Here is a 19,755-nt window from a genome sequence, read left to right as displayed (position 1 = left end):
CAGGAGTCTTCAGATGAGTATCCAGCGTATCCACAGCAACCATCGCCTCAGCGGCGCCGTCACCTTTGCCGGACTGGTGTTCCTTTCCGGCCAGGTGCCGGGGGCCAGCAGCGACATCGGCGGCCAGACCCGGGAGGTCCTGGAGAAGATCGACGCCTTGCTGGCCGAGGCGGGCAGCGACAAGGATCATCTCTTGAGCGCGACGATCTACCTCAAGGACATCCAGGCCGATTTCGCGGTGATGAACGAAGTCTGGTCGGCCTGGCTGTCCCCCGGGCAGGCGCCGGCGCGCACGACCTTGCAGGCGGCCCTGGCGCGCCCGCAGATCCTCGTCGAAATCAGCGTCATCGCTGCTCGCCGCTGAATCACCTCTACCCACAACGGAGAATAACAATGCATAAGATCACGTTGCTCGGCTGCACCCTGGGGCTGTTGTTCAGCGCCGTTTCCCAGGCCAATGAGGCGCCCCTGGACGGCACCCTGGCCAAGATCGCCAATAGCTCCAGTATTACCTTGGGTTATCGCGATGCCTCGGTGCCCTTTTCCTACGTCGGTGACAACAGCGGTCAGCCCATGGGCTATTCGGTGGAGCTGGCGGGCAAGGTGGTGGAGCGCATCCAGCAGCAGTTGCACCTGCCCAAGCTGAAGGTGAAGTACAACCTGGTGACCTCGCAGACGCGCATTCCCCTGGTGCAGAACGGCACCGTGGACCTGGAGTGCGGTTCCACTGGGGTTACCGCCGAGCGGCAGAAGCAGGTGGCGTTTTCCTACGGTTTTATCTACGTCAAAGGGCAACTCTTGACCGCCAAGGACAGTGGGATCAAAAGCTTCGCCGACCTGCGGGGCAAGAACGTGGTGACCACGGCGGGGACCACCAACGAGCGGTTTCTCAAGAGTTACAACGTCGAGCACAAGATCGACATGTTCGTGATCAGCGCCAAGGACCACGGCGAGGCGTTCCAGATGCTGCAGTCGGGGCGTGCGGCGGCGTTCTACATGGATGATGCGCTGCTCTACGGCGAACGGGCCAAGGCGCGGGACCCGCACAACTGGGTGGTGGTGGGGGAGGAGCAGTCGCGGGAGATCTACAGCTGCATGGTGCGCAAGGATGACCCGCAATTCCTGGCCCTGGTGAATGGGGTCCTGGCGGATCTGTATCGCAGTGGCGAGATCAACGGCATCTACCAGCGTTGGTTCCAGCAGCCGATTCCGCCCAAGGGCCTGAACCTGGAGTTCCCCATGACTGCCGAGCTGAAGGCGATCATCGCCCAGCCCACCAGCGACCCGGTGCAATAACCGGCGAAGAGCTCCCTGAAAGGTGTGCCGGGCTGGTGGGCGCCTTCGCTGGCAAGCCAGCGCCTGCACAAGCCGGCCTTGCTCAACTCAGAAGTCGCCCCACAGTTGCTGGGCCACGGCCAGGGCGACCACGGGGGCGGTTTCGGTGCGCAGCACGCGAGGGCCAAGACGGGCAGGCAGAAAGCCTGCACCGTGGGCCTGCTCCACTTCGGCATCGGACAGGCCGCCTTCCGGGCCAATCAGGAAGGCCAGGGTCTGGGGTTTGGCGTGGCTTTCCAGGGGCTGGGCCACGGGATGCAGGACCAGTTTCAGGTCCGCCTGGGTCTGTTTGATCCAGTCCGCCAGCAATACCGGTGGATGAATCAGCGGAACGCGGGAACGACCGCATTGCTCACAGGCACTGATGGCCACCTGGCGCCAGTGCAGCAGGCGTTTGTCGGCGCGTTCGTCCTTGAGCCGCACTTCACAACGCTCGCTGAAGATCGGGGTGATTTCGCTCACCCCAAGCTCGGTGGCTTTCTGGATCGCCCAGTCCATGCGCTCGCCCCGGGACAGGCCCTGGCCCAGGTGAATCTGCAGCGGTGACTCGTCCTGGCCGGCAAAGCTTTCATCCAGCTGCACCCGTACCCGCTTCTTGCCCACTTCCACCAGCGTGCCGCGAAACTCCATCCCTGAGCCGTCGAACACCTGCAAGGCATCACCTTCGGCCATGCGCAGCACGCGTCCGATGTAATGGGCCTGGGCTTCCGGCAGTTCGTGTTCGCCAAGGCTCAAGGGGGCGTCGATAAAGAAGCGGGACAATCTCATCTGGTTTCTCTGTGCTGTAGGAGCCGGCTTGCCGGCGATGAACGATGGTGCGGTGCGTGTCGAAGCGCTTCGCTGACAAGCCCGCTCCTGCGCCAGAGGGTGCAGGAGCGGGGCGAGGGACTCAGCCCGGATCGCGGAAGCCCGGGTGGAAGTCCTTGGGCACGGCCACGCTGACGCTGTCGCGGGTGGCGATGTCGATGCCTTCGCTGGCGACTTCGGCGAGGAAGTCGATCTGCTCCGGGGTGATCACGTAGGGCGGCAGGAAATACACCACGTTGCCCAGGGGACGCAACAGGGCGCCGCGCTTCAGGGCGTGCTGGAACACCTTCAGGCCGCGACGTTCCTGCCACGGGTAGGCGCTCTTGCTGGCCTTGTCCTGGACCATTTCGATGGCCAGGACCATGCCGGTCTGGCGCACTTCGGCCACGTGGGGGTGATCCACCAGATGCGCAGTGGCGCTGGCCATGCGCTGGGACAGGGCGCGGTTGTTCTCGATGACGTTGTCCTGTTCGAAGATGTCCAGGGTCGCCAGCGCCGCCGCACAGGCCAGCGGGTTGCCGGTGTAGCTGTGGGAGTGGAGGAAGGCGCGCAGGGTGGGGTAGTCATCGTAGAAGGCGCTGTAGACCTCATCGGTGGTCATGCACGCGGCCAGAGGCAGGTAGCCGCCGGTCAGGGCCTTGGACAGGCACAGAAAGTCCGGACGGATGCCGGCCTGCTCGCAGGCGAACATGCTGCCGGTGCGGCCGAAGCCCACGGCGATCTCATCATGGATCAGGTGCACGCCGTAGCGGTCGCAGGCTTCGCGCAGCAGCTTGAGGTACACCGGGTGGTACATGCGCATGCCGCCGGCGCCCTGGATCAATGGCTCGACGATGACTGCGGCTAGCGTGTCGTGGTGTTCGGCCAGGGTCTGTTCCATGGCGGCGAACATGTTTCGCGAATGCTCTTCCCAGCTCATGCCGTCGGGACGCAGGTAGCAGTCCGGGCTAGGCACCTTGAGGGTGTCCAGCAGCAGGGCCTTGTAGGTCTCGGTGAACAGCGGTACGTCGCCCACCGACATGGCAGCGATGGTTTCGCCGTGGTAGCTGTTGCTCAGGGTGACGAAGCGCTTCTTGGCCGGCTGGCCGCGGTTGAGCCAGTAGTGGAAGCTCATCTTCATCGCCACTTCGATGCACGACGAACCGTTGTCGGCGTAGAAGCAGCGGGTCAGGCCTGCGGGGGTGATCTGCACCAGGCGCTCGGACAGCTCGATCACCGGCTGGTGGCTGAAACCGGCGAGGATCACATGCTCCAGCTGGTCCACTTGATCCTTGATGCGTTGGTTGATGCGCGGATTGGCGTGGCCGAATACATTGACCCACCAGGAACTGACCGCGTCCAGGTAGCGTTTGCCTTCAAAGTCTTCCAGCCAGACGCCTTCACCGCGCTTGATGGGGATCAAAGGCAGTTGTTCGTGGTCTTTCATCTGGGTGCAGGGATGCCACAGTACCGCGAGATCGCGTTGCATCCACTGGTTATTCAGGCCCATGTAGAGTCTCCTGGAGGCGGAATCGGGCAAGCCTATGCAATGCATGGCCGCGGGACAACCTATTGTGTGGGGCGGCGGTCAGACAAATGCGCCCTGTACGCAAAGACGTGCCTGAGAGCTGCCAGGGCACCCGCCCTTGTTTATCCCTGAGTCTTCTGAAACGGTCCTTAATCTTTTCTTAACGAGCCCGGCCCAGACTATCGATCGTATTTCTCGATATTTCAAAGCAAAATTTTTCGCTTTAATTCGATAGGTAAATCGCTAGTCTTGGTCAGCGTTTCTTACAGGATGCAACTCGATGCAGTTACGTAACTCTTCTTCGCGCTACGGCTGGGTAAGCATTGTTCTGCACTGGGGCGTGGCCCTGGCCGTCTTCGGATTGTTCGCTCTGGGCCTGTGGATGGTCGGTCTCGACTACTACAGCACCTGGCGCAAAGACGCCCCGGACCTGCACAAGAGTATTGGCCTGACGCTGTTTGCGATCATGCTGCTGCGGGTGCTGTGGCGTTTTGTCAGCCCACCACCACCGGCACCGGCCAATCATGGACGTCTGACCCGCCTGGGGGCCAAGTTGGGACATGGGTTCCTGTACCTGGGTCTGTTCGCGGTCATGATTGCCGGTTACCTGATCTCCACCGCAGACGGCGTCGGTATCCCGGTGTTTGGCTTGTTTGAAGTTCCTGCCCTGGTTTCCGGACTGCCGGACCAGGCAGATGTAGCAGGCGTGGTGCATCTGTACCTGGCCTGGGCGCTGGTGATCTTTGCCGGCATCCATGGTCTGGCGGCCTTGAAGCACCACTTTATCGATCGTGATGCGACCCTCAGCCGAATGCTGGGTCGCAAAGCCTGATGTTCAACCTCGACTCAAAAGGAATAGAAAGCATGTTGAAAAAGACTCTCGCCGCTCTGGCAATCGGATCTGCTGTATTGGCGGCCGGTCAAGTGATGGCAGCGGACTACGTGATCGACAAGGAAGGCCAGCACGCCTTCGTCGACTTCAAGATCAGCCACCTGGGCTACAGCTTCATCACCGGTACCTTCAAGGACCTGGACGGCAAGTTCAGCTTCGACGCGGCCAAGCCTGAAGACGCCAAGATCGAAGTCAATGTGCGCACCGCCAGTGTGTTCACCAACCACGCCGAACGTGACAAGCACATCACCAGCAAGGACTTCCTCGACGCTGGCAAGTTTGCCGATGCCAAGTTCGTCTCCACCAGCGTCAAGCCTACCGGCAAGAATGCCGACGGCAAGCTGACCGCTGACGTGGCCGGCGACCTGACCCTGCACGGTGTGACCAAGCCGGTTGTGGTCAAGGCCACCTTCCTGGGTGAAGGCAAGGACCCATGGGGCGGCTACCGTGCCGGCTTCGAAGGCACCACCAGCATCAATCGCCAGGATTTCGGCAAGATGATGGACCTGGGCCCGGCGTCCAACAACGTCGACCTGTACATCACCTTCGAAGGTGTGAAAGCGAAGTAATGCTTCGTCTGTAGCCGCTGCCGCAGGCTGCGATAAGGCCCGCAGGCCTTCGCGATTCAATTCGCACAGCCCTTATTGGACTGATCGCAACCTGCGCCAAGGCAAAAAAGCGCCCCCGACCACAAATCGGGGGCGTTTTTTATTGCCCGTCATGCAACCCGGTGAGCCTGGCAGGCCCTTGCGCCGGGTTCCCCGTCGTTCGCAGCCTGCGGCAGCGGCTACAGAAAGCGGCCTCGACCAGCCGCCACAAAAAACGCCCCGGGTCTTGCGACCAGGGGCGTTTTTCATTGCAGCCTGCGGACTCAGCGATTGCGGGTCAGCAGTGCCGGCTTCTCGCCCCGTGGGCGGCTCGGCAACTGGTCCAGTTGCTCAGGCGTCGGGAAGCGATCGGCCTTGGACTCCTTGTGCATGATCTTCGGCTGGTTGCCCCGAGGATTCTGCACTGCCGGCTCCTGGCGTGGCTGTTCGTCACGGTTCGGGCGACGATTGCGCGACTCGTCGCGACGACCCTGGCTGTCACGAGGGGCGCCGTTGCGTGGGCCGCCGCTGCGCTTGGCCGGTGCGGTGCCGGTGGTGCTGCCGTTGCTGTTGCGTGGGTTGCCGGAGCGACCCTGGCCACCACCAGCGCCGCCGCGTGGCGGATTGCCGGCACCGGCGCCCTGGGCCGGAGCCCCTGGACGGCGACCACGGCCCTGGTTGTTCTTGTTCTGGTATGGGCTGACGTAGTCAGCGCGGTTACCGAAGTTGTCCACGTCGTCGTCGAGGAACTCATCCGGTGCCCGGTCGGCACGTGGCGTCGGCTGGCGCTGTTCGCGGGCCGGAGTGCCTTCACGCGGTTTCTGCTCGCGGGCCGGGCGCTCGCCACGGGCCGGCTTGTCTTTGCCGCCCTTGTCCTTGCCCTTGTCCTTGCGACCACCGCCGCCACCGCCGCCGTTCGGGCCGTCGCCACGTGGACCACGAGGATTGCGCGGGTTGCGTACGTCCGGACGCTCGCGCACTTCCGGCTTCTCGGCTTCCACGGCGCTGGCATCGAAGCCCATCAGGTCGCCATCTGCGATCTTCTGCTTGGTCATGCGCTCGATGCTTTTCAGCAGTTTTTCTTCGTCCGGAGCCACCAGGGAGATGGCCTCGCCCGAGCGACCGGCACGGCCGGTACGACCGATACGGTGCACGTAGTCTTCGTCGACGTTAGGCAGCTCGAAGTTGACCACGTGGGGCAGTTGGTCGATATCCAGGCCGCGGGCGGCGATATCGGTGGCTACCAGAATGCGTACGTCGCCGGCCTTGAAATCGGCCAGGGCCTTGGTGCGGGCGTTCTGGCTCTTGTTACCGTGGATCGCCACAGCGCTCAGGCCGTGCTTGTCCAGGTACTCGGCCAGGCGGTTGGCGCCGTGCTTGGTACGCGTGAACACCAGCACCTGTTCCCAGGCGCCAGCGGTGATCAGGTGCGCCAGCAGCGAGCGTTTGTGGCTGGCGGGCAGGCGGAACACCCGCTGCTCGATACGCTCAACCGTGGTGTTCGGCGGGGTGACTTCGATGCGCTCGGGGTTGTGCAGCAACTTGCCGGCCAGGTCCGTGATGTCCTTGGAAAAGGTCGCGGAGAACAGCAGGTTCTGACGCTTGGCAGGCAGGCGGGCGAGGACCTTCTTGACGTCATGGACGAAGCCCATGTCGAGCATGCGGTCGGCTTCGTCGAGCACGAGGATTTCCACGTGAGACAGATCGACGCTGCCTTGGCCGGCCAGGTCCAGTAGGCGGCCGGGGCACGCCACCAGCACATCGACGCCACGGGCCATGGCCTGGACCTGCGGGTTCATGCCGACGCCGCCGAAGATGCAGGCGCTGACGAACTTCAGATCGCGGGCATACAGCTTGAAGCTGTCATGCACTTGCGCGGCCAGTTCGCGAGTCGGGGTCAGGACCAGTACGCGCGGTTGGCGCGGGCCGTGACGCTGGGATTTGTCCGGGTGACCGTTGGGAAACAACCGCTCCAGGATCGGGAGGGCGAAACCGCCGGTTTTACCAGTACCTGTCTGTGCCGCGACCATCAGATCGCGACCTTGCAACACGGCGGGAATGGCCCGCTGTTGCACCGGAGTAGGCTGGGTGTAGCCGGCGGCTTCGATGGCACCGACTAAAGCCTCGGAGAGACCGAGGGAAGCAAAGGACATGAGTAATCCTGTTTTAGTGAGGGCTTGGCCCAAAGGGATAATCTTGCCGGGCGTGAATGGCGTTTAAGAGGACGCAATCCCGTCCGGTCCTGCTGGCCTGAAGACTCATCCAACACAGGCTCGCGCGGGCCGGTTGGCTGCGCCGTAGCGGGGTGGAGAGGCCTTGAACAGGTTCCAGCGTCCGGGCGTGAGCCTGGCGGGAGGCCGGAGTATAACAGAGCAATCAGTATGCGCTGCTTTCCTGCTGCTCAACGGTTTTTTCTGACCCCCGGGTAGAGGATGACCTGACAGGGGGCAGAACAGGTTCCGCCCCGTACTTGGCGCTCAACTCGGCGTAGGCCGGCTCGCGCTTGAAGCGCTTGAGTTCGGCGCCGAAGCGTTGCACCAAAAGGTCCATCCCGGCGTTGCGGCGCAGCGCCAGGTACTGGCTCTGGCGGCTGATGACCGTAGGGTTCTGGCTGACCTGATCGCGAATGCCCAGGCTGTCCAGCAGATGCTGGCCCACTCGCTTGTCGGTGATCAACAGGTCGATGCGTCCCAGTAGCAGCTTGCCGAAGTTGGCTTCATGGGTCGGTGCCGGCTCGCGGTTGAACAGGGTCGAATTGCTGAAGTCATCGCTATACAGGTAGCCGGGAGAGGTGCCGATGGTCAGGCCCTTGAGTTCATCCAGATGCTTGAACGGATGTGGGCGCTGCTTGGCGTAGAACATCACGAACTCCACATCCGAGAGAGGTTCGCTGGGATAGAGCAAGGTGCGGTCGCGCTGGTCGCTATGGAAGATATCCAGGGCTCCGTCGGCCTGGCCGGTTTCCAGCATGGCCAGGCAGCGTTTCCACGGTAGGAACTGCCACTCTACTTCTATCCCCAGACGCTGAAAGACAATGGCCGTGGTTTCGTAGTCCAGCCCCAGGGCCTTGCCGTTTTCCTCATAGACATAAGGCGCCCAGGGTTCGGTGACAATGCGCAGCTTCTCGCCATGGGCGGCGACGCTCAGGCAAGTGCAGAGGAGGGCTATCAGCAGCTGGGCAATGACGGACATTGCTGGAGATTACGACGAGAGATCATGCAATTGCTAGGGGGAGTTCCAGCCGCTCTGGCTCAAGGCTTGGGCAAATAAAAAGGCCCCGGTTTACGCCGGGGCCTGGTGAAGGGTTGCCGATCAGCGCGGCAGCTTCAGGTTGTTCCAGATGGCCAGGCTCGGGTCGGCCTGGTTCAGGGTGTAGAAATGTAGGCCCGGTGCTCCACCTTGAAGCAGGCGCTCGCACATCTGGCTGATGACCTGCTCACCGAAAGCCTGGATGCTGGCGCTGTCGTCACCGTAGGCTTCCAGTTGCTTGCGGATCCAGCGAGGGATCTCCGCGCCGCAGGCGTCGGAAAAACGCGCCAGCTTGCTGTAGTTGGTGATCGGCATGATGCCCGGCACGATCGGGATGTTTACGCCCATCTTCTGCACGCGCTCGACGAAGTAGAAGTAGCTGTCGGCATTGAAGAAGTACTGGGTGATCGCACTGTCGGCACCGGCATTGGCCTTGCGTACGAAATGGGTGAGATCGTCTTCGAAGTTGCGCGCTTGCGGGTGCATCTCCGGATAGGCGGCGACTTCTATATGGAAGTGGCTGCCGGTTTCTTCACGAATGAAGCTCACCAGATCGTTGGCGTGGCGCAACTCGCCGCTGGCCATGCCCATGCCCGAAGGCAGGTCGCCGCGCAGGGCAACGATGCGCTTGATGCCAGCTGCCTGATACTGCTGCAGCAGACCGCGCAGGTCGTCCTTGCTGTCGCCGACGCAAGACAGGTGCGGTGCGGCAGGGACTTTTACTTCGCTCTCCAGTTGCAGCACGGTGTTGACCGTACGATCACGGGTCGAGCCGCCGGCACCGTAGGTGCAGGAGAAGAAGTCGGGGTTGTAGCTGGCCAGCTGACGGGCAGTGGCAAGCAGTTTTTCATGCCCAGCATCGGTCTTGGTCGGAAAGAACTCGAAGCTGTAGCGACGATCTTGGGACATGGAAGCAACCTCCAGCTACAAGCCGCAAGCTGAAAGCGCCAAGAGAAGCGTGGGTGCGCTCATCTCCTGATTCTGGAGCCTGTTGCCTGACACTGTTTAAGCAAATAGGGGCAAAGCGTGAGGCTTTGTGCGGCAAGCCCGGCTTGTGGCCCTGGCTTGCCGCTTGAAGCTCAACGCTTGCAGCTGCTCTTAGTAGCGATAAGCGTCTGGCTTGAACGGACCTTCGACGGTCACGCCGATGTAGTCAGCCTGTTGCTTGGTCAGTTGAGTGACCACACCGCCGAAGCCGCGAACCATTTCCAGGGCCACTTCTTCGTCGAGTTTCTTCGGCAGGACTTCAACGGTCAGGCGCTCGGCTTTCTGGGCTGGCGACAGGTCGGCGTACTTCTGGCCGAACAGGAAGATCTGCGCCAGAACCTGGTTGGCGAACGAACCGTCCATGATGCGGCTTGGGTGACCAGTGGCGTTGCCCAGGTTCACCAGGCGGCCTTCGGCCAGCAGGATCAGGTAGTCGTCGTTCTGTGGGTCGAAATCGCCATGGCCGGTACGGTGGATCTTGTGTACCTGTGGCTTCACTTCTTCCCATGCCCAGTGCTTGCGCATGAAAGCGGTGTCGATTTCGTTGTCGAAGTGGCCGATGTTGCAGACCACGGCGCGCTTTTTCAGGGCCTTGAGCATGTTTGCGTCGCAAACATTGACGTTACCGGTGGTGGTCACGATCAGGTCGATCTTGCCCAGCAGCGCCTTGTCGATGCAGGCTTCGGTGCCGTTGTTGATACCGTCGATGAACGGCGAAACCAGTTCGAAACCGTCCATGCAGGCTTGCATGGCGCAGATCGGGTCGACTTCGGAAACCTTGACGATCATGCCTTCCTGACGCAGGGACTGGGCCGAGCCCTTGCCCACGTCACCGTAGCCGATGACCAGCGCTTGCTTGCCGGACAGCAGGTGGTCGGTGCCGCGCTTGATGGCGTCGTTCAGGCTGTGACGGCAGCCGTACTTGTTGTCGTTCTTGCTCTTGGTCACCGAGTCGTTGACGTTGATCGCAGGAATCTTCAGCTCGCCCTTGGCCAGCATGTCCAGCAGGCGGTGTACGCCGGTGGTGGTTTCTTCGGTCACGCCGTGAACGCGATCCAGTACCTGTGGGTATTTGTCGTGCAGCAGCTGGGTCAGGTCGCCGCCGTCGTCGAGGATCATGTTGGCGTCCCAAGGCTGGCCATCCTTGAGGATGGTCTGCTCCAGGCACCACTCGTACTCTTGTTCGGTTTCGCCTTTCCAGGCGAACACAGGAATGCCGGCGGCGGCGATGGAGGCAGCGGCCTGGTCTTGAGTCGAGAAGATGTTGCAGGACGACCAGCGTACTTCGGCACCCAGGGCAACCAGGGTTTCGATCAGCACGGCGGTCTGAATGGTCATGTGGATGCAGCCGAGGATTTTCGCGCCCTTGAGTGGCTGTTCAGCCAGGTACTTGCGGCGCAGACCCATCAGAGCGGGCATTTCCGACTCGGCGATGATGGTTTCGCGACGGCCCCAGGCGGCCAGGGAAATGTCGGCGACTTTGTAGTCGGTAAAATCTGCAGGCGTGTTTACAGCGCTCATGAAGAGCCTCCATTCGTAGTGTGCGAATGGGCGCCGTTGTGCGTTTAGTGTCCGTACAGGGAAGCCTGTACCGACAACGCCCCATCCGAGCCTGACAGGCCATGCCTGCTGCAGCGCCCCTCGGACAGGTGGCGGGAAAACGGTATCAAGTGCAGATGACCGTTTTGAAACGGTGGCGATTATAGCCGCCAGAGCCAGACTTCCAAAAGTGTTTCTGTCGCCTGGATGAAGATCGTTAATCGCGACCATAGTCGATGTTGCGTAGAGCATGACCGTCCGGTCTGCCATTATGCCGGGCATCAATTGGCAGGACGGTCAGGAGTGAATATGAATTTCCACACCCGCAAGTGGGTAAAGCCCGAAGACCTCAACCCCAACGGCACGCTGTTCGGCGGCAGCCTGTTGCGCTGGATCGACGAAGAAGCGGCGATCTACGCCATTGTCCAGCTGGGCAACCAGCGAGTGGTCACCAAGTACATCTCGGAAATCAACTTCGTCAGTGCCTCACGCCAGGGCGACATCATTGAGCTGGGCATCACCGCCACCGAATTCGGTCGCACCTCCATTACCCTGACCTGCGAAGTGCGCAACAAGATCACCCGCAAATCCATTCTCACCGTAGAGAAGATGGTCTTCGTCAACCTGGGTGAAGACGGCCTGCCGGCGCCTCACGGGCGCACCGAAATCAAATACGTCAAGGACCAGTTCAAGGACGAGGCCTGAACCCAGGCGCCGGCGAGGGCCTTGACCCCATTCGCCAGCCTGAGGTCTCCAATCCGAACGGAACAGCCCTGAACCTCGCATGTCGTAACTCATACGACCCACCTGGTTCAGGACTCCCATGGACACTCGACACGACGGTAAAACCCCCGGTCTTTCGGCCGCGGAGCAGCAGGACGTCGACCGTAACCAGCCGCCCCGCGCGGCGGTCCTGCATGAAATCATCCGCACCCAGGGCGATCAGGAGCTGGAGCGCAGCGTCGCTGCCCTGTGGTGGTCGGCCTTGGCTGCCGGCCTGACCATGGGCCTGTCCCTGATGGGCATGGGCCTGCTCAACTCCCGCCTGCCGGATGGCGAAGCCTTCAAAGTGATCGCCAGCTTCGGCTACTGTGCGGGCTTTCTGGCGGTGATTCTCGCGCGCCAGCAACTGTTTACGGAAAATACTCTGACCGCGGTATTGCCGGTGATGAGCAAGCCGAGCCTGCAGAACTTCGGGCGGTTGTTGCGCTTATGGGGCGTGGTGCTGGTGGGTAACCTGTGCGGCACCTTGCTGGTGGCCTACGTGATGCTGCACCTGCCGATCTTCGACAGCCGAACCGACCAGGCCTTTCTGGAAATCGGCCGCAAGGTGATGGAGAACGACAGCTCGCAGATGTTCGCCAAGGGCATTATCTCCGGCTGGATGATCGCCACCATGGTGTGGATGATTCCGTCCATGGAGAGCGCCAAGATGTGGATCATCATCCTCATCACCTACCTGATGGCGCTGGGGGACTTCACCCACATCGTGGTGGGCTCGGCCGAAGTCTCTTACCTGGTGTTTGCCGGCGAGTTGGGGTGGCGGGATTTCTGGCAGGTGTTCGCCGGGCCGACCCTGGCGGGGAACATCATCGGCGGCAGTTTCATCTTCGCTCTGATCAGCCATGCCCAGGTGCGCAGCGAGAGCGGCACGCCGAACAAAAACGCGGATCGGGCAGGGGCACCCGATCCGCGACAGATCAAGAAGTGATCAGTGGGCCTCGGTCTTGGCTGCCGGGGTTTCCTGGGTGACATGGCGCACCAGCTTGCCGATGCTCAGACCCTGCAGCAGGATCGAGGACAGCACCACGATGTAGGTGATGCTCAGCACCAGGTCGCGTTCCGGCCCCAGGGGCAGGGCCAGCGCCAGCGCCACTGAGACGCCACCGCGCAGGCCACCCCAGGTCAGCACGCGAATGGTGCCCCGGGGCACTCTGCGCCAGCGGCGCAGCAGGAGGATTGCCGGGGCCACGGTCAACAGGCGCGACAGTACGATAGCCACTGCCAGCAGGCTCGCGGCCGCCAGGTGCAGCCAGTTGAACGGCAGCAGCAACAGTTCCAGGCCGATCAGGGCGAACAGCAGGGCGTTGAGCATGTCGTCCAGCAGTTCCCAGAAACCATCCAGGTAACGCCGGGTCATGTCGTTCATCGCCAGGTTGCGCCCCAGATTGCCGATGATCAGGCCGGCTACCACCATGGCGATCGGTGCTGATACGTGGATCTCACTGGCCATGGCCGAACCACCGATCACTAGAGCCAGGGTCAGCATCACTTCGATCTGGTGCTGCTCGATGCTCTTGATCATCAGGTACACCAGGTAGCCGATCAGCCCGCCGAACACCACGCCGCCGATGGCTTCATGCACGAACAGCCAGGCAGTGGCGCTCACCGTCGGGGTTTCACCCAGTTGGGCGATGCCCAGCAGCACGGTGAACACCACGACCGCCGTGCCGTCGTTGAACAGCGACTCGCCGACGATAGTGGTCTTCAGCGGCTTGGAGGCGTTGGCGGTCCGCAGTACGCCCAGCACCGCGATGGGGTCGGTGGGGGAAATCAGTGCGCCGAACAGCAGGCAATAGAGGAAGCTCACGTGCCAGCCGAACAGGCCGAAGATCCAGTAGGCCAGGCTGCCGATGACGAAGGTGGCGATCAGCACGCCGACGGTGGCCAACAGGCCGATGGGCCAGCGATAGCTGCGCAGATCGTTGAGGTTGACGTGCAGGGCGCCGGCGAACAGCAGGAACGACAGCATCCAGTTCATCAGCAGGTCGCCGAAGTCGATCTTGCCGATCAGTTCCTCGACATGCTCTTCCAGGCCGGGGAAACCGATGTAGCTCAGTCCTTGCAGCAACAAGGAAAAGAGCAGGGCGGTGACCATCACGCCGATGGTCGGCGGCAGGCCGATAAAACGGAAGTTGACGTAGGTGAGCAGGGTGGTCAGGCAGATAAAAGCAGCGACAAGTTCAAGCATCCGGACTCCTTTGGATGATCGCAGGAAAAGCAGCCTGAACTCTTTCAGGCCAAAGGTTTGATGTGCCGGCGACGGGACGGGACACAGTTCGTTGTGGCGCGGGAGTCCGCTCCCTTGCCACGGCAATGCTGTTGAGCCGCACCCATTGACCGCAGCGAGGGGGCGACGTTGCAGGCCTGGCGGTAAAAGTGCCCCGGGCACGCCCATGCTGCCGAATTCGCTGTCGCCACTGCCAAAAAAGCGGGCAACCAGTGCAAGCCGGGCAGCCGGCATGCGAGGATTCCCGCTCTGTGGTCGGGCACTCTGCCCAAGCATGACCGTGCCGCACGAGATCCGATGACCTTCAGGCAAACAGGGAGTGTGAGGTGCTGGCGACAAGTCTGGTTCTGGTGGCGGCGCTGCTGCATGCGGCATGGAACACCCTGATCAAGTTCAGCGGTGAACGATTGCTGGTAGTGGCCTGCATGGACAGCGTGGCGTTGCTGTTCGTGGCAATCATGCTGTTTTTCCTGCAGTGGCCGCCGCCGCAGATCTGGCCCTGGATCATCGCCTCGGCGGCCTTCGAACTCTTGTACCGCTATCTGCTGATCCAGGCGTATCGGGTAGGTGACCTGGGGCTGGTCTATCCGTTGATGCGCGGCTTGTCGCCCCTGGTGGTGCTGGCCCTGACCCTGATTTTTGCCGGCGAGGTCCTGAGCACCCAGCAAATCCTCGGCATCCTGCTGATTCCCTTCGGCATGCTGTGTCTGCTCTGGCAAGGCGGAGGCGGCGCGCGCCTGCCCTGGAGCATGCTGCCGGTGGTGGCGCTGATCGGCCTGTGCATCGGTTGCTATACCTTTATCGACGGCCAGGCCCTGCGCCGCTGGTCGCACCCGCTGGACTACCTGACCTGGGTCACGCTGCTCAGCGCCTGGCCTTTTCCCCTGGTGGCTGTGGTGTGGAAGCGGCCCGCGTTCGCGCAGTTCTGGCGTGAGCAGTGGCGCTTGGGGCTGAGCGTCGGCTTCTGTGTACTGTTCAGCTACGCTCTGGTGCTTTGGGCCATGCAGTTGGGCTCGATTGCAGAAGCGGCGGCGCTGCGTGAAATCAGTGTGATTCTGGTGGTGCTGTTCGGTATGCGCTACCTGAAAGAACCTTTCGGCCGGCCACGGCTCTTAGCCTGTGGATTGGTGCTGATTGGCATGTTGGTGATGAAGTTCTGAACACCCCCTAAAACTCTAAAAAAGGATTTGCTCCATGACTGTCGCTTTCTGGTGTGTGTTGATCGCAATTGTTCTGCCCTACCTGTGTACCGCCATCGCCAAGGGCGCAGGCAAATACGGGCTTCGCTACAACCATGACCCACGGGCGTTCCTGAGTACCCTGGATGGGCTGCCCAAGCGTGCCCACAACGCGCAGCTCAATGGTTTCGAGGTGACCCCGGCATTTGCTGCGGCAGTGATCATTGCCCATGTGGCGGGTAACGCCGAACTGGTGACCATCAACGTCCTGGCGGTGCTGTTTGTCACCAGCCGCCTGCTGTACATGATCTGCTACCTGGCGGACTGGGCGATCCTGCGGTCCCTGGTGTGGTTCGTGGGCATGGGCCTGATCGCCAGTTTCTTCTTCGTTTCAGTCTGAAACACCCTCTTGCCGGCGAAAGCGTCTTCATGGTCGCCTCCGCCGGCAAGCCGGCTGCTACTGGGGTCAAGGGGTATCGGGCACTTCCGGTACTTTGGGCAGCGCCGCGCCCTTGGGCCAGAGCATCCAGATCTGCCCCTGCTGCTTCATGTCGCCGGCCAGTTGCCCGGCCGCCTCGCCGGTGCCCCAGAACAAATCGGCACGGACTTCTCCGGTGATCGCGCCGCCCGTGTCCTGAGCGGCTACGGGACGTACCAGGCTGCTGCCGTCGGGACGAGTGGTGGACAGCCACAAGAGGCTGCCCAGGGGAATGACCTTGCGATCCACTGCGACGCTGTAGCCGGAAGTCAGCGGCACGTTCAATGAGCCACGGGGGCCTTCGTTGCTGTCCGGGTTGCGATTGAAGAACACGTAGCTCGGGTTGCTGCCCAGCAGTTCGGGAATCCGCGTCGGATGGGCCTTGGCCCAGGCGGCGATGGTGCCCATGGTCACGTCCTCTTTTTTCAGTTCCCCCTGCTCCACCAGCCAGCGGCCGATGGGCCGGTACGGGTGGCCGTTCTGGTCGGCGTAGCCGATCCGCAGTTGGCGACCGTCATCCAGCTGGATCCTTCCCGACCCCTGGATCTGCAGGAATTGCAGGTCCATCGGATCGGTCAGCCAGGCCAGCACCGGAGCCTTCACCCCCTTGGCTTCGATGGTCGCGGCATCGTCATAGGGCTTGAGCACCCGGCCTTCGAGGCGGCCCCTCAGGCGCTTGCCCTTGAGTTCCGGATAGAGGCTGTCCAGGGCGACGATGATCATGTCGTCCGGCACGCCGTACACCGGTACATTGGCCGTTCGGGTCTGGGTCAGGCTGCCGGGATACACCGGTTCGTAATAGCCGGTGATCAAGCCGGTGCTGCTGCCGCTGCCCGAGCGCAGCCCATAGACTTCCAGGTGTTCCTTGAGAAAGTCGCGGATGGCGGCCGGAGTCTGTGGCACGTTGGCCGCTGCAGAACAGGTGGCGCCCCACACCGGGTCGGCTTTCAGGCGGTTGCAGGCACTGCGCCAGGAGCCGAAGCCGGCCAGCAGGTCGTTATCGGCTACGCTGGGCAACGACTCCCAGGGCGTACTGTTGTAGGTGGCCAAGGCGTGGGTTGGCGCAGGCTTGCCGTTATCGCCGCCGTTGCAGCCGGCAAGCAGCGCCAGGGCTGGCAGGGTCCAGAGCAGGTGGCGACGCCAGCGGAGGAAGCTCGGGTTCATGCTGTATTTCCTTGAAGGGTTATCCACAGACTGGGTGGCAGTGGGCAACCCCTATTGTTAATAGGGCTATTGGTGTTTGCCGGGGAGGCGAGGATACTGGCCGCCGTTTCCGTGACCTGACCTGAAGCCACCATGACGCTAAAAAGACTTTCTGTTGTATTGCTGGCCTGCCTGACGCTTTCCGCCTGTGGCGGTGTCGATCCCAACTCTCCCCTGGGTCAGCGCAAGGCAATTTTCAAACAGATGCTCAAGACCGGCGAGGACCTGGGGGGCATGCTGCGTGGGCGGATTCCTTTCGACGGTGCGCGTTTTGCCGAAGGTGCGGTCAAGCTCGACAGCCTGTCCCATGAACCCTGGAAGCACTTCCCCGAGGTCAAGGAAGAAGATCACACCAGCGCCACCGATGACGTCTGGCGCAAGCAGGCGCGATTCCAGGAGCTGGCACGCAACCTGGAGGCGGCCACCGGTGAACTGGTGACCATCAGCCAGGTCCAGCCTTACAAGGCCAGTAACCTGGGGCCGGCAGTGCAGAAGGTCGAGGATGTCTGCAGTGCTTGTCACAAAGAATTCCGCAATCACTGAGTGGCGGTTCTGACAAGGTGTTTTGCGCTGGCGAGGGAGCAGTCTCCCTCGCCACGACAAGCGCCGCTTACTTGTCCAGCTCGTCCAGGGCTTGCTGCAGTTCCTTGCGGGATTCGGCGAGTTTGTCTTTGCGCTTGTTGATCTTCTCCGAGTCGCCTTTCTTCATGGCTTTTTCCAGATCGGCCTGGCGCCGGCTGACTTCGTGCTTGGCTTCCAGCACCTTGTTTTCACGATCCTTCTTCAGCGAGGCATCGGTGCAGTGGGCGTTGACTTCACTCAGGGCGCGCTCCAGGCCGGCTTGCTGATTGCTGTTGCCATGAGCCTTGGCTTGTTCAATCTGGGTCATGATCGCTTGGCGCTTGGCGGCACAACCGGTCAGTTGCGGAGCTTGTTCGGCGGCCAGCAGGGGCGCGCTCATCAGGCTGCACAGGGTCAAGGCAGCGAGGGATGGAAACAGTTTCATGGAAGGCTCCAGGTGGAAAAAAGATCAAAAAATAACCAATTAAAATATTGACGCTGGCATCGGGAGTGGGGTGTTGGAGCCCAATCCCGCCTCGGTGGTTCAACCTGCGCCCCAGGATGATGGATTAAAAACCTTCGATACCCGCTTCACTCAAGGTGGCACGCAGGGCCAGTACCTGTGGATCACGAAAGAATGCCGTCAGTTGCGCGGCACGTTCCGCTCCTATTCCTGCCTCGTCCTGCCAGTCCTGGCTGCTTTTCAGTGCCAGGGTTTGCCATGGCCCGCTCAGGTCAGCTGAGCCACTGGGGGGCAGCCCCAGGGATTTCAGCCAGCGAGGGAAGGGTTGCTGTCTTGCCCGGTGCAGGCTCTCGAGTAAACGAGAGCTGCTGCGCTTGCCGAAGCCGGCAATGTTAGCAAGCTCCGCCTGATCCAGGGTCAGCCAATCCAACAGGCCTTTGATACGCCCTGTTTCAATCAGCCTGCTCCAGGTTCGCTCGCCGATATTCTGCAGGTCCAGGCCCTGTTTGCTGCTGAGCCAGGTCAGCCGCGCGAGAAACTGACTCTCGCAACCGGGAGATGGCTGCCAGCAGCTCAAGCCATGAAAGTCCTCCTGGGCCGGAGCCTGGATGGCCTGGCGTTGCGGGCTCCTGAGTACCACGCTCTCCAGACGCGGAATGGTCAATCCGGCAAGGCTGATGGCCACCTGATCGCCGGGCGCTATATCCAGTGCCCGCCAGCGTTGTAGCGAGCCGACGCTGACGCGACGGATCTGTCGGTCGTCGAGGGTGACAGGCTCGATATCCAGCAAAGGGGTGATGCGTCCGGTGCGGCCGATGCGGAATCGCACCTGACGCACATGGGCCAGGGCCTGGGCGTAGGGATATTTCCACGCGGCGATCCAGTGCGGCGCTTTGGCCTGCCAGCGCTCGGCGGCCGGGCGCTGGCTCTGCCGCAGGATGATGCCGTCGCTGGCGAAGGACAGAGGGGAACGGTACCAGTGCTCCCGCCATTGCCGAGCTTCGCTGAACCCGGTGATGGGCCGGCTGTATTCCCGGCCCTCGGGAAAACCCAGTTGCGCCAGTTGCTCCAGGCGTTCACTCAAGATGGCGGGGCCTTGGGGCCAGTCCCAGACAAACAGACCGATCTGCTGTGCTTCTGCCATTGACAGGTGTTTGCGTGCCAGCCATCCGGCGACCCGGCTGCGAGCATTGAGGCTGCCCGCGCGGGACTGGATGTGTTGCTCCAGTCGTTGATACAGCTCCCCTTGCAGCAGCAGGTCCACGGGCTGTGGCAATTGTTTGGGAATGGCCGGGATCTGACGGGCGCTGGCGCTCCAGTCATGGCCCAGCAGGCCGTCACCCCGACTTAACGCCTGGTGGAAGCGGCCCTGGCGGTAGATCAGGGTCACGGCCACGCCGTCGATCTTGGGTTGCGCCCAAACACCTTCGCGACCTTTTAGCCAGAGCTGGACGGCATTGTCATCGGGGAGTTTTTCCACTCCGGTGTGAGCAATAGGGTGGGGGATGCTGCCCCGGGCGTTGAGCAGCGGCCGGTCCGCAGTCACGGGAATCTGTGGGAAGCACTGCCGCAGGTTAGCCAGGCGCTGACGGGACTGGTCGTATAGCTCGTCGGCTACAGGCGATTGGCCGTGCCGGTGGTAGCGGGTGTCCCAGTTCTTGAGCTGTTGTTGCAGGGCGGTGATTTCCAGATCGGCCTGGGACGTTGGCCAGTTGGGACATTGGGCCTGGGTGGCTTGACCGATGAGGGCCAGAAGCAGCAGGAAGAGTCTTGGCAGCATGGGGAGCATCCTTGCTCTGATGGGCATGCGCTAAAGGCTAGAGGGGATTGGCTGTGGGTTTGGACGAAGGTGTTTGCCGGGTGTTTCATCGGGCGCCAAAACTCGTCGTCAATGGCGCAGGGCCCTGTATCGACGGTTGTCGGCTGGCTTTGGAGGGAAACCTTCAGCCACAAAAAAGC

The 19,755-nt window shown here is 61.9% G+C and carries 19 protein-coding genes and 1 riboswitch; of the genes, 9 read left to right on the top strand and 10 right to left on the bottom strand.

The window, feature by feature from the left end:
- The first annotated feature begins 13 nt into the window (after positions 1 to 13).
- Positions 14 to 364, top strand: coding sequence for a RidA family protein (locus WIN67_RS28790; protein WP_102862054.1), 351 nt, complete (start codon positions 14 to 16; stop codon positions 362 to 364).
- A 29-nt stretch (positions 365 to 393) separates the two neighbouring features.
- A complete protein-coding gene (locus tag WIN67_RS28785) occupies positions 394 to 1,296 on the top strand; it encodes a transporter substrate-binding domain-containing protein (protein ID WP_102862053.1) in 903 nt (300 codons plus the stop codon).
- 87 nt (positions 1,297 to 1,383) lie between these two features.
- Here WIN67_RS28785 and WIN67_RS28780 read toward each other — a convergent pair whose 3' ends face one another.
- Together WIN67_RS28780 and WIN67_RS28775 are read right to left on the bottom strand one after the other, a co-directional pair.
- Positions 1,384 to 2,103, bottom strand: coding sequence for a 16S rRNA (uracil(1498)-N(3))-methyltransferase (locus WIN67_RS28780; protein WP_102881145.1), 720 nt, complete (start codon positions 2,101 to 2,103; stop codon positions 1,384 to 1,386).
- A 121-nt stretch (positions 2,104 to 2,224) separates the two neighbouring features.
- Positions 2,225 to 3,631: an adenosylmethionine--8-amino-7-oxononanoate transaminase gene (locus tag WIN67_RS28775; RefSeq protein WP_339070358.1), complete on the bottom strand. Its 1,407-nt coding sequence runs from the start codon at positions 3,629 to 3,631 to the stop codon at positions 2,225 to 2,227.
- A gap of 298 nt (positions 3,632 to 3,929) precedes the next feature.
- On the opposite strand from WIN67_RS28775, the gene WIN67_RS28770 reads away from it, so the two are divergent.
- Together WIN67_RS28770 and WIN67_RS28765 are read left to right on the top strand one after the other, a co-directional pair.
- On the top strand, positions 3,930 to 4,481 hold the full coding sequence (locus tag WIN67_RS28770) for a cytochrome b (RefSeq protein WP_102881143.1): 552 nt from the start codon (positions 3,930 to 3,932) through the stop codon (positions 4,479 to 4,481).
- A 32-nt stretch (positions 4,482 to 4,513) separates the two neighbouring features.
- Positions 4,514 to 5,110: a YceI family protein gene (locus tag WIN67_RS28765; protein WP_031320659.1), complete on the top strand. Its 597-nt coding sequence runs from the start codon at positions 4,514 to 4,516 to the stop codon at positions 5,108 to 5,110.
- 302 nt (positions 5,111 to 5,412) lie between these two features.
- Here the strand turns inward: WIN67_RS28765 and WIN67_RS28760 are convergent, their stop codons facing one another.
- From WIN67_RS28760 to ahcY, 4 genes are all read right to left on the bottom strand, one after another.
- Positions 5,413 to 7,281 (bottom strand): DEAD/DEAH box helicase, encoded by a 1,869-nt coding sequence (locus WIN67_RS28760; protein ID WP_102862050.1) that lies wholly within the window; start codon positions 7,279 to 7,281, stop codon positions 5,413 to 5,415.
- A 223-nt stretch (positions 7,282 to 7,504) separates the two neighbouring features.
- Positions 7,505 to 8,320: a substrate-binding periplasmic protein gene (locus WIN67_RS28755; protein WP_110594367.1), complete on the bottom strand. Its 816-nt coding sequence runs from the start codon at positions 8,318 to 8,320 to the stop codon at positions 7,505 to 7,507.
- A gap of 120 nt (positions 8,321 to 8,440) precedes the next feature.
- Positions 8,441 to 9,286 (bottom strand): methylenetetrahydrofolate reductase [NAD(P)H], encoded by an 846-nt coding sequence (metF, locus tag WIN67_RS28750; RefSeq protein ID WP_170001829.1) that lies wholly within the window; start codon positions 9,284 to 9,286, stop codon positions 8,441 to 8,443.
- A gap of 189 nt (positions 9,287 to 9,475) precedes the next feature.
- Positions 9,476 to 10,885: an adenosylhomocysteinase gene (ahcY, locus tag WIN67_RS28745; RefSeq protein ID WP_102862047.1), complete on the bottom strand. Its 1,410-nt coding sequence runs from the start codon at positions 10,883 to 10,885 to the stop codon at positions 9,476 to 9,478.
- A 21-nt stretch (positions 10,886 to 10,906) separates the two neighbouring features.
- A riboswitch (S-adenosyl-L-homocysteine riboswitch) is annotated at positions 10,907 to 11,013 on the bottom strand.
- A 199-nt stretch (positions 11,014 to 11,212) separates the two neighbouring features.
- Here ahcY and WIN67_RS28740 point away from each other — a divergent pair.
- Positions 11,213 to 11,608 carry an acyl-CoA thioesterase gene (locus WIN67_RS28740; RefSeq protein WP_060841501.1) on the top strand — a complete coding sequence of 132 codons (396 nt, stop codon included), beginning with the start codon at positions 11,213 to 11,215 and terminating at the stop codon, positions 11,606 to 11,608.
- Between the two features lie 118 nt (positions 11,609 to 11,726).
- Positions 11,727 to 12,614, top strand: a complete 888-nt coding sequence (locus WIN67_RS28735; RefSeq protein WP_102862046.1) for a formate/nitrite transporter family protein — start codon at positions 11,727 to 11,729, stop codon at positions 12,612 to 12,614.
- Here WIN67_RS28735 and WIN67_RS28730 read toward each other — a convergent pair whose 3' ends face one another.
- Entirely contained in the window at positions 12,615 to 13,874 is a 1,260-nt protein-coding gene (locus WIN67_RS28730; protein ID WP_339070357.1) for a sodium:proton antiporter, read from the bottom strand.
- A 365-nt stretch (positions 13,875 to 14,239) separates the two neighbouring features.
- Between WIN67_RS28730 and WIN67_RS28725 the strand changes: the two genes are divergently transcribed.
- Positions 14,240 to 15,073 (top strand): EamA family transporter, encoded by an 834-nt coding sequence (locus tag WIN67_RS28725; RefSeq protein WP_170001831.1) that lies wholly within the window; start codon positions 14,240 to 14,242, stop codon positions 15,071 to 15,073.
- A gap of 34 nt (positions 15,074 to 15,107) precedes the next feature.
- Entirely contained in the window at positions 15,108 to 15,491 is a 384-nt protein-coding gene (locus WIN67_RS28720; RefSeq protein WP_339070356.1) for an MAPEG family protein, read from the top strand.
- Positions 15,492 to 15,557: 66 nt separating this feature from the next.
- On the opposite strand, the gene WIN67_RS28715 is transcribed toward WIN67_RS28720, so the two are convergent.
- Positions 15,558 to 16,733: a murein transglycosylase A gene (locus WIN67_RS28715; protein WP_300246840.1), complete on the bottom strand. Its 1,176-nt coding sequence runs from the start codon at positions 16,731 to 16,733 to the stop codon at positions 15,558 to 15,560.
- A gap of 132 nt (positions 16,734 to 16,865) precedes the next feature.
- On the opposite strand from WIN67_RS28715, the gene WIN67_RS28710 reads away from it, so the two are divergent.
- Positions 16,866 to 17,315, top strand: coding sequence for a c-type cytochrome (locus WIN67_RS28710; protein WP_025131121.1), 450 nt, complete (start codon positions 16,866 to 16,868; stop codon positions 17,313 to 17,315).
- A gap of 67 nt (positions 17,316 to 17,382) precedes the next feature.
- Here the strand turns inward: WIN67_RS28710 and WIN67_RS28705 are convergent, their stop codons facing one another.
- Positions 17,383 to 17,778: a DUF1090 domain-containing protein gene (locus WIN67_RS28705; RefSeq protein WP_102862041.1), complete on the bottom strand. Its 396-nt coding sequence runs from the start codon at positions 17,776 to 17,778 to the stop codon at positions 17,383 to 17,385.
- Between the two features lie 124 nt (positions 17,779 to 17,902).
- Positions 17,903 to 19,585: an NAD-dependent DNA ligase LigB gene (ligB, locus tag WIN67_RS28700; RefSeq protein ID WP_422394641.1), complete on the bottom strand. Its 1,683-nt coding sequence runs from the start codon at positions 19,583 to 19,585 to the stop codon at positions 17,903 to 17,905.
- Between the last annotated feature and the right edge of the window lie 170 nt (positions 19,586 to 19,755).

It is taken from the genome of Pseudomonas idahonensis (assembly GCF_037903935.1).
GTDB classification, from domain to species: domain Bacteria; phylum Pseudomonadota; class Gammaproteobacteria; order Pseudomonadales; family Pseudomonadaceae; genus Aquipseudomonas; species Aquipseudomonas danubii.
This window is presented reverse-complemented; position numbering and strand designations above follow the sequence as displayed.

What these genes read in the sequence shown, in the direction of transcription:
- WIN67_RS28790 (WP_102862054.1), top strand. Translation starts at nt 14, where the DNA reads ATGAGTATCCAGCGTATCCACAGCAACCATCGCCTCAGCGGCGCCGTC.
- WIN67_RS28785 (WP_102862053.1), top strand. Translation starts at nt 394, where the DNA reads ATGCATAAGATCACGTTGCTCGGCTGCACCCTGGGGCTGTTGTTCAGC.
- WIN67_RS28780 (WP_102881145.1), bottom strand. Translation starts at nt 2,103, where the DNA reads ATGAGATTGTCCCGCTTCTTTATCGACGCCCCCTTGAGCCTTGGCGAA.
- WIN67_RS28775 (WP_339070358.1), bottom strand. Translation starts at nt 3,631, where the DNA reads ATGGGCCTGAATAACCAGTGGATGCAACGCGATCTCGCGGTACTGTGG.
- WIN67_RS28770 (WP_102881143.1), top strand. Translation starts at nt 3,930, where the DNA reads ATGCAGTTACGTAACTCTTCTTCGCGCTACGGCTGGGTAAGCATTGTT.
- WIN67_RS28765 (WP_031320659.1), top strand. Translation starts at nt 4,514, where the DNA reads ATGTTGAAAAAGACTCTCGCCGCTCTGGCAATCGGATCTGCTGTATTG.
- WIN67_RS28760 (WP_102862050.1), bottom strand. Translation starts at nt 7,281, where the DNA reads ATGTCCTTTGCTTCCCTCGGTCTCTCCGAGGCTTTAGTCGGTGCCATC.
- WIN67_RS28755 (WP_110594367.1), bottom strand. Translation starts at nt 8,320, where the DNA reads ATGTCCGTCATTGCCCAGCTGCTGATAGCCCTCCTCTGCACTTGCCTG.
- metF (WP_170001829.1), bottom strand. Translation starts at nt 9,286, where the DNA reads ATGTCCCAAGATCGTCGCTACAGCTTCGAGTTCTTTCCGACCAAGACC.
- ahcY (WP_102862047.1), bottom strand. Translation starts at nt 10,885, where the DNA reads ATGAGCGCTGTAAACACGCCTGCAGATTTTACCGACTACAAAGTCGCC.
- WIN67_RS28740 (WP_060841501.1), top strand. Translation starts at nt 11,213, where the DNA reads ATGAATTTCCACACCCGCAAGTGGGTAAAGCCCGAAGACCTCAACCCC.
- WIN67_RS28735 (WP_102862046.1), top strand. Translation starts at nt 11,727, where the DNA reads ATGGACACTCGACACGACGGTAAAACCCCCGGTCTTTCGGCCGCGGAG.
- WIN67_RS28730 (WP_339070357.1), bottom strand. Translation starts at nt 13,874, where the DNA reads ATGCTTGAACTTGTCGCTGCTTTTATCTGCCTGACCACCCTGCTCACC.
- WIN67_RS28720 (WP_339070356.1), top strand. Translation starts at nt 15,108, where the DNA reads ATGACTGTCGCTTTCTGGTGTGTGTTGATCGCAATTGTTCTGCCCTAC.
- WIN67_RS28715 (WP_300246840.1), bottom strand. Translation starts at nt 16,733, where the DNA reads ATGAACCCGAGCTTCCTCCGCTGGCGTCGCCACCTGCTCTGGACCCTG.
- WIN67_RS28710 (WP_025131121.1), top strand. Translation starts at nt 16,866, where the DNA reads ATGACGCTAAAAAGACTTTCTGTTGTATTGCTGGCCTGCCTGACGCTT.
- WIN67_RS28705 (WP_102862041.1), bottom strand. Translation starts at nt 17,778, where the DNA reads ATGAAACTGTTTCCATCCCTCGCTGCCTTGACCCTGTGCAGCCTGATG.
- ligB (WP_422394641.1), bottom strand. Translation starts at nt 19,585, where the DNA reads ATGCTCCCCATGCTGCCAAGACTCTTCCTGCTGCTTCTGGCCCTCATC.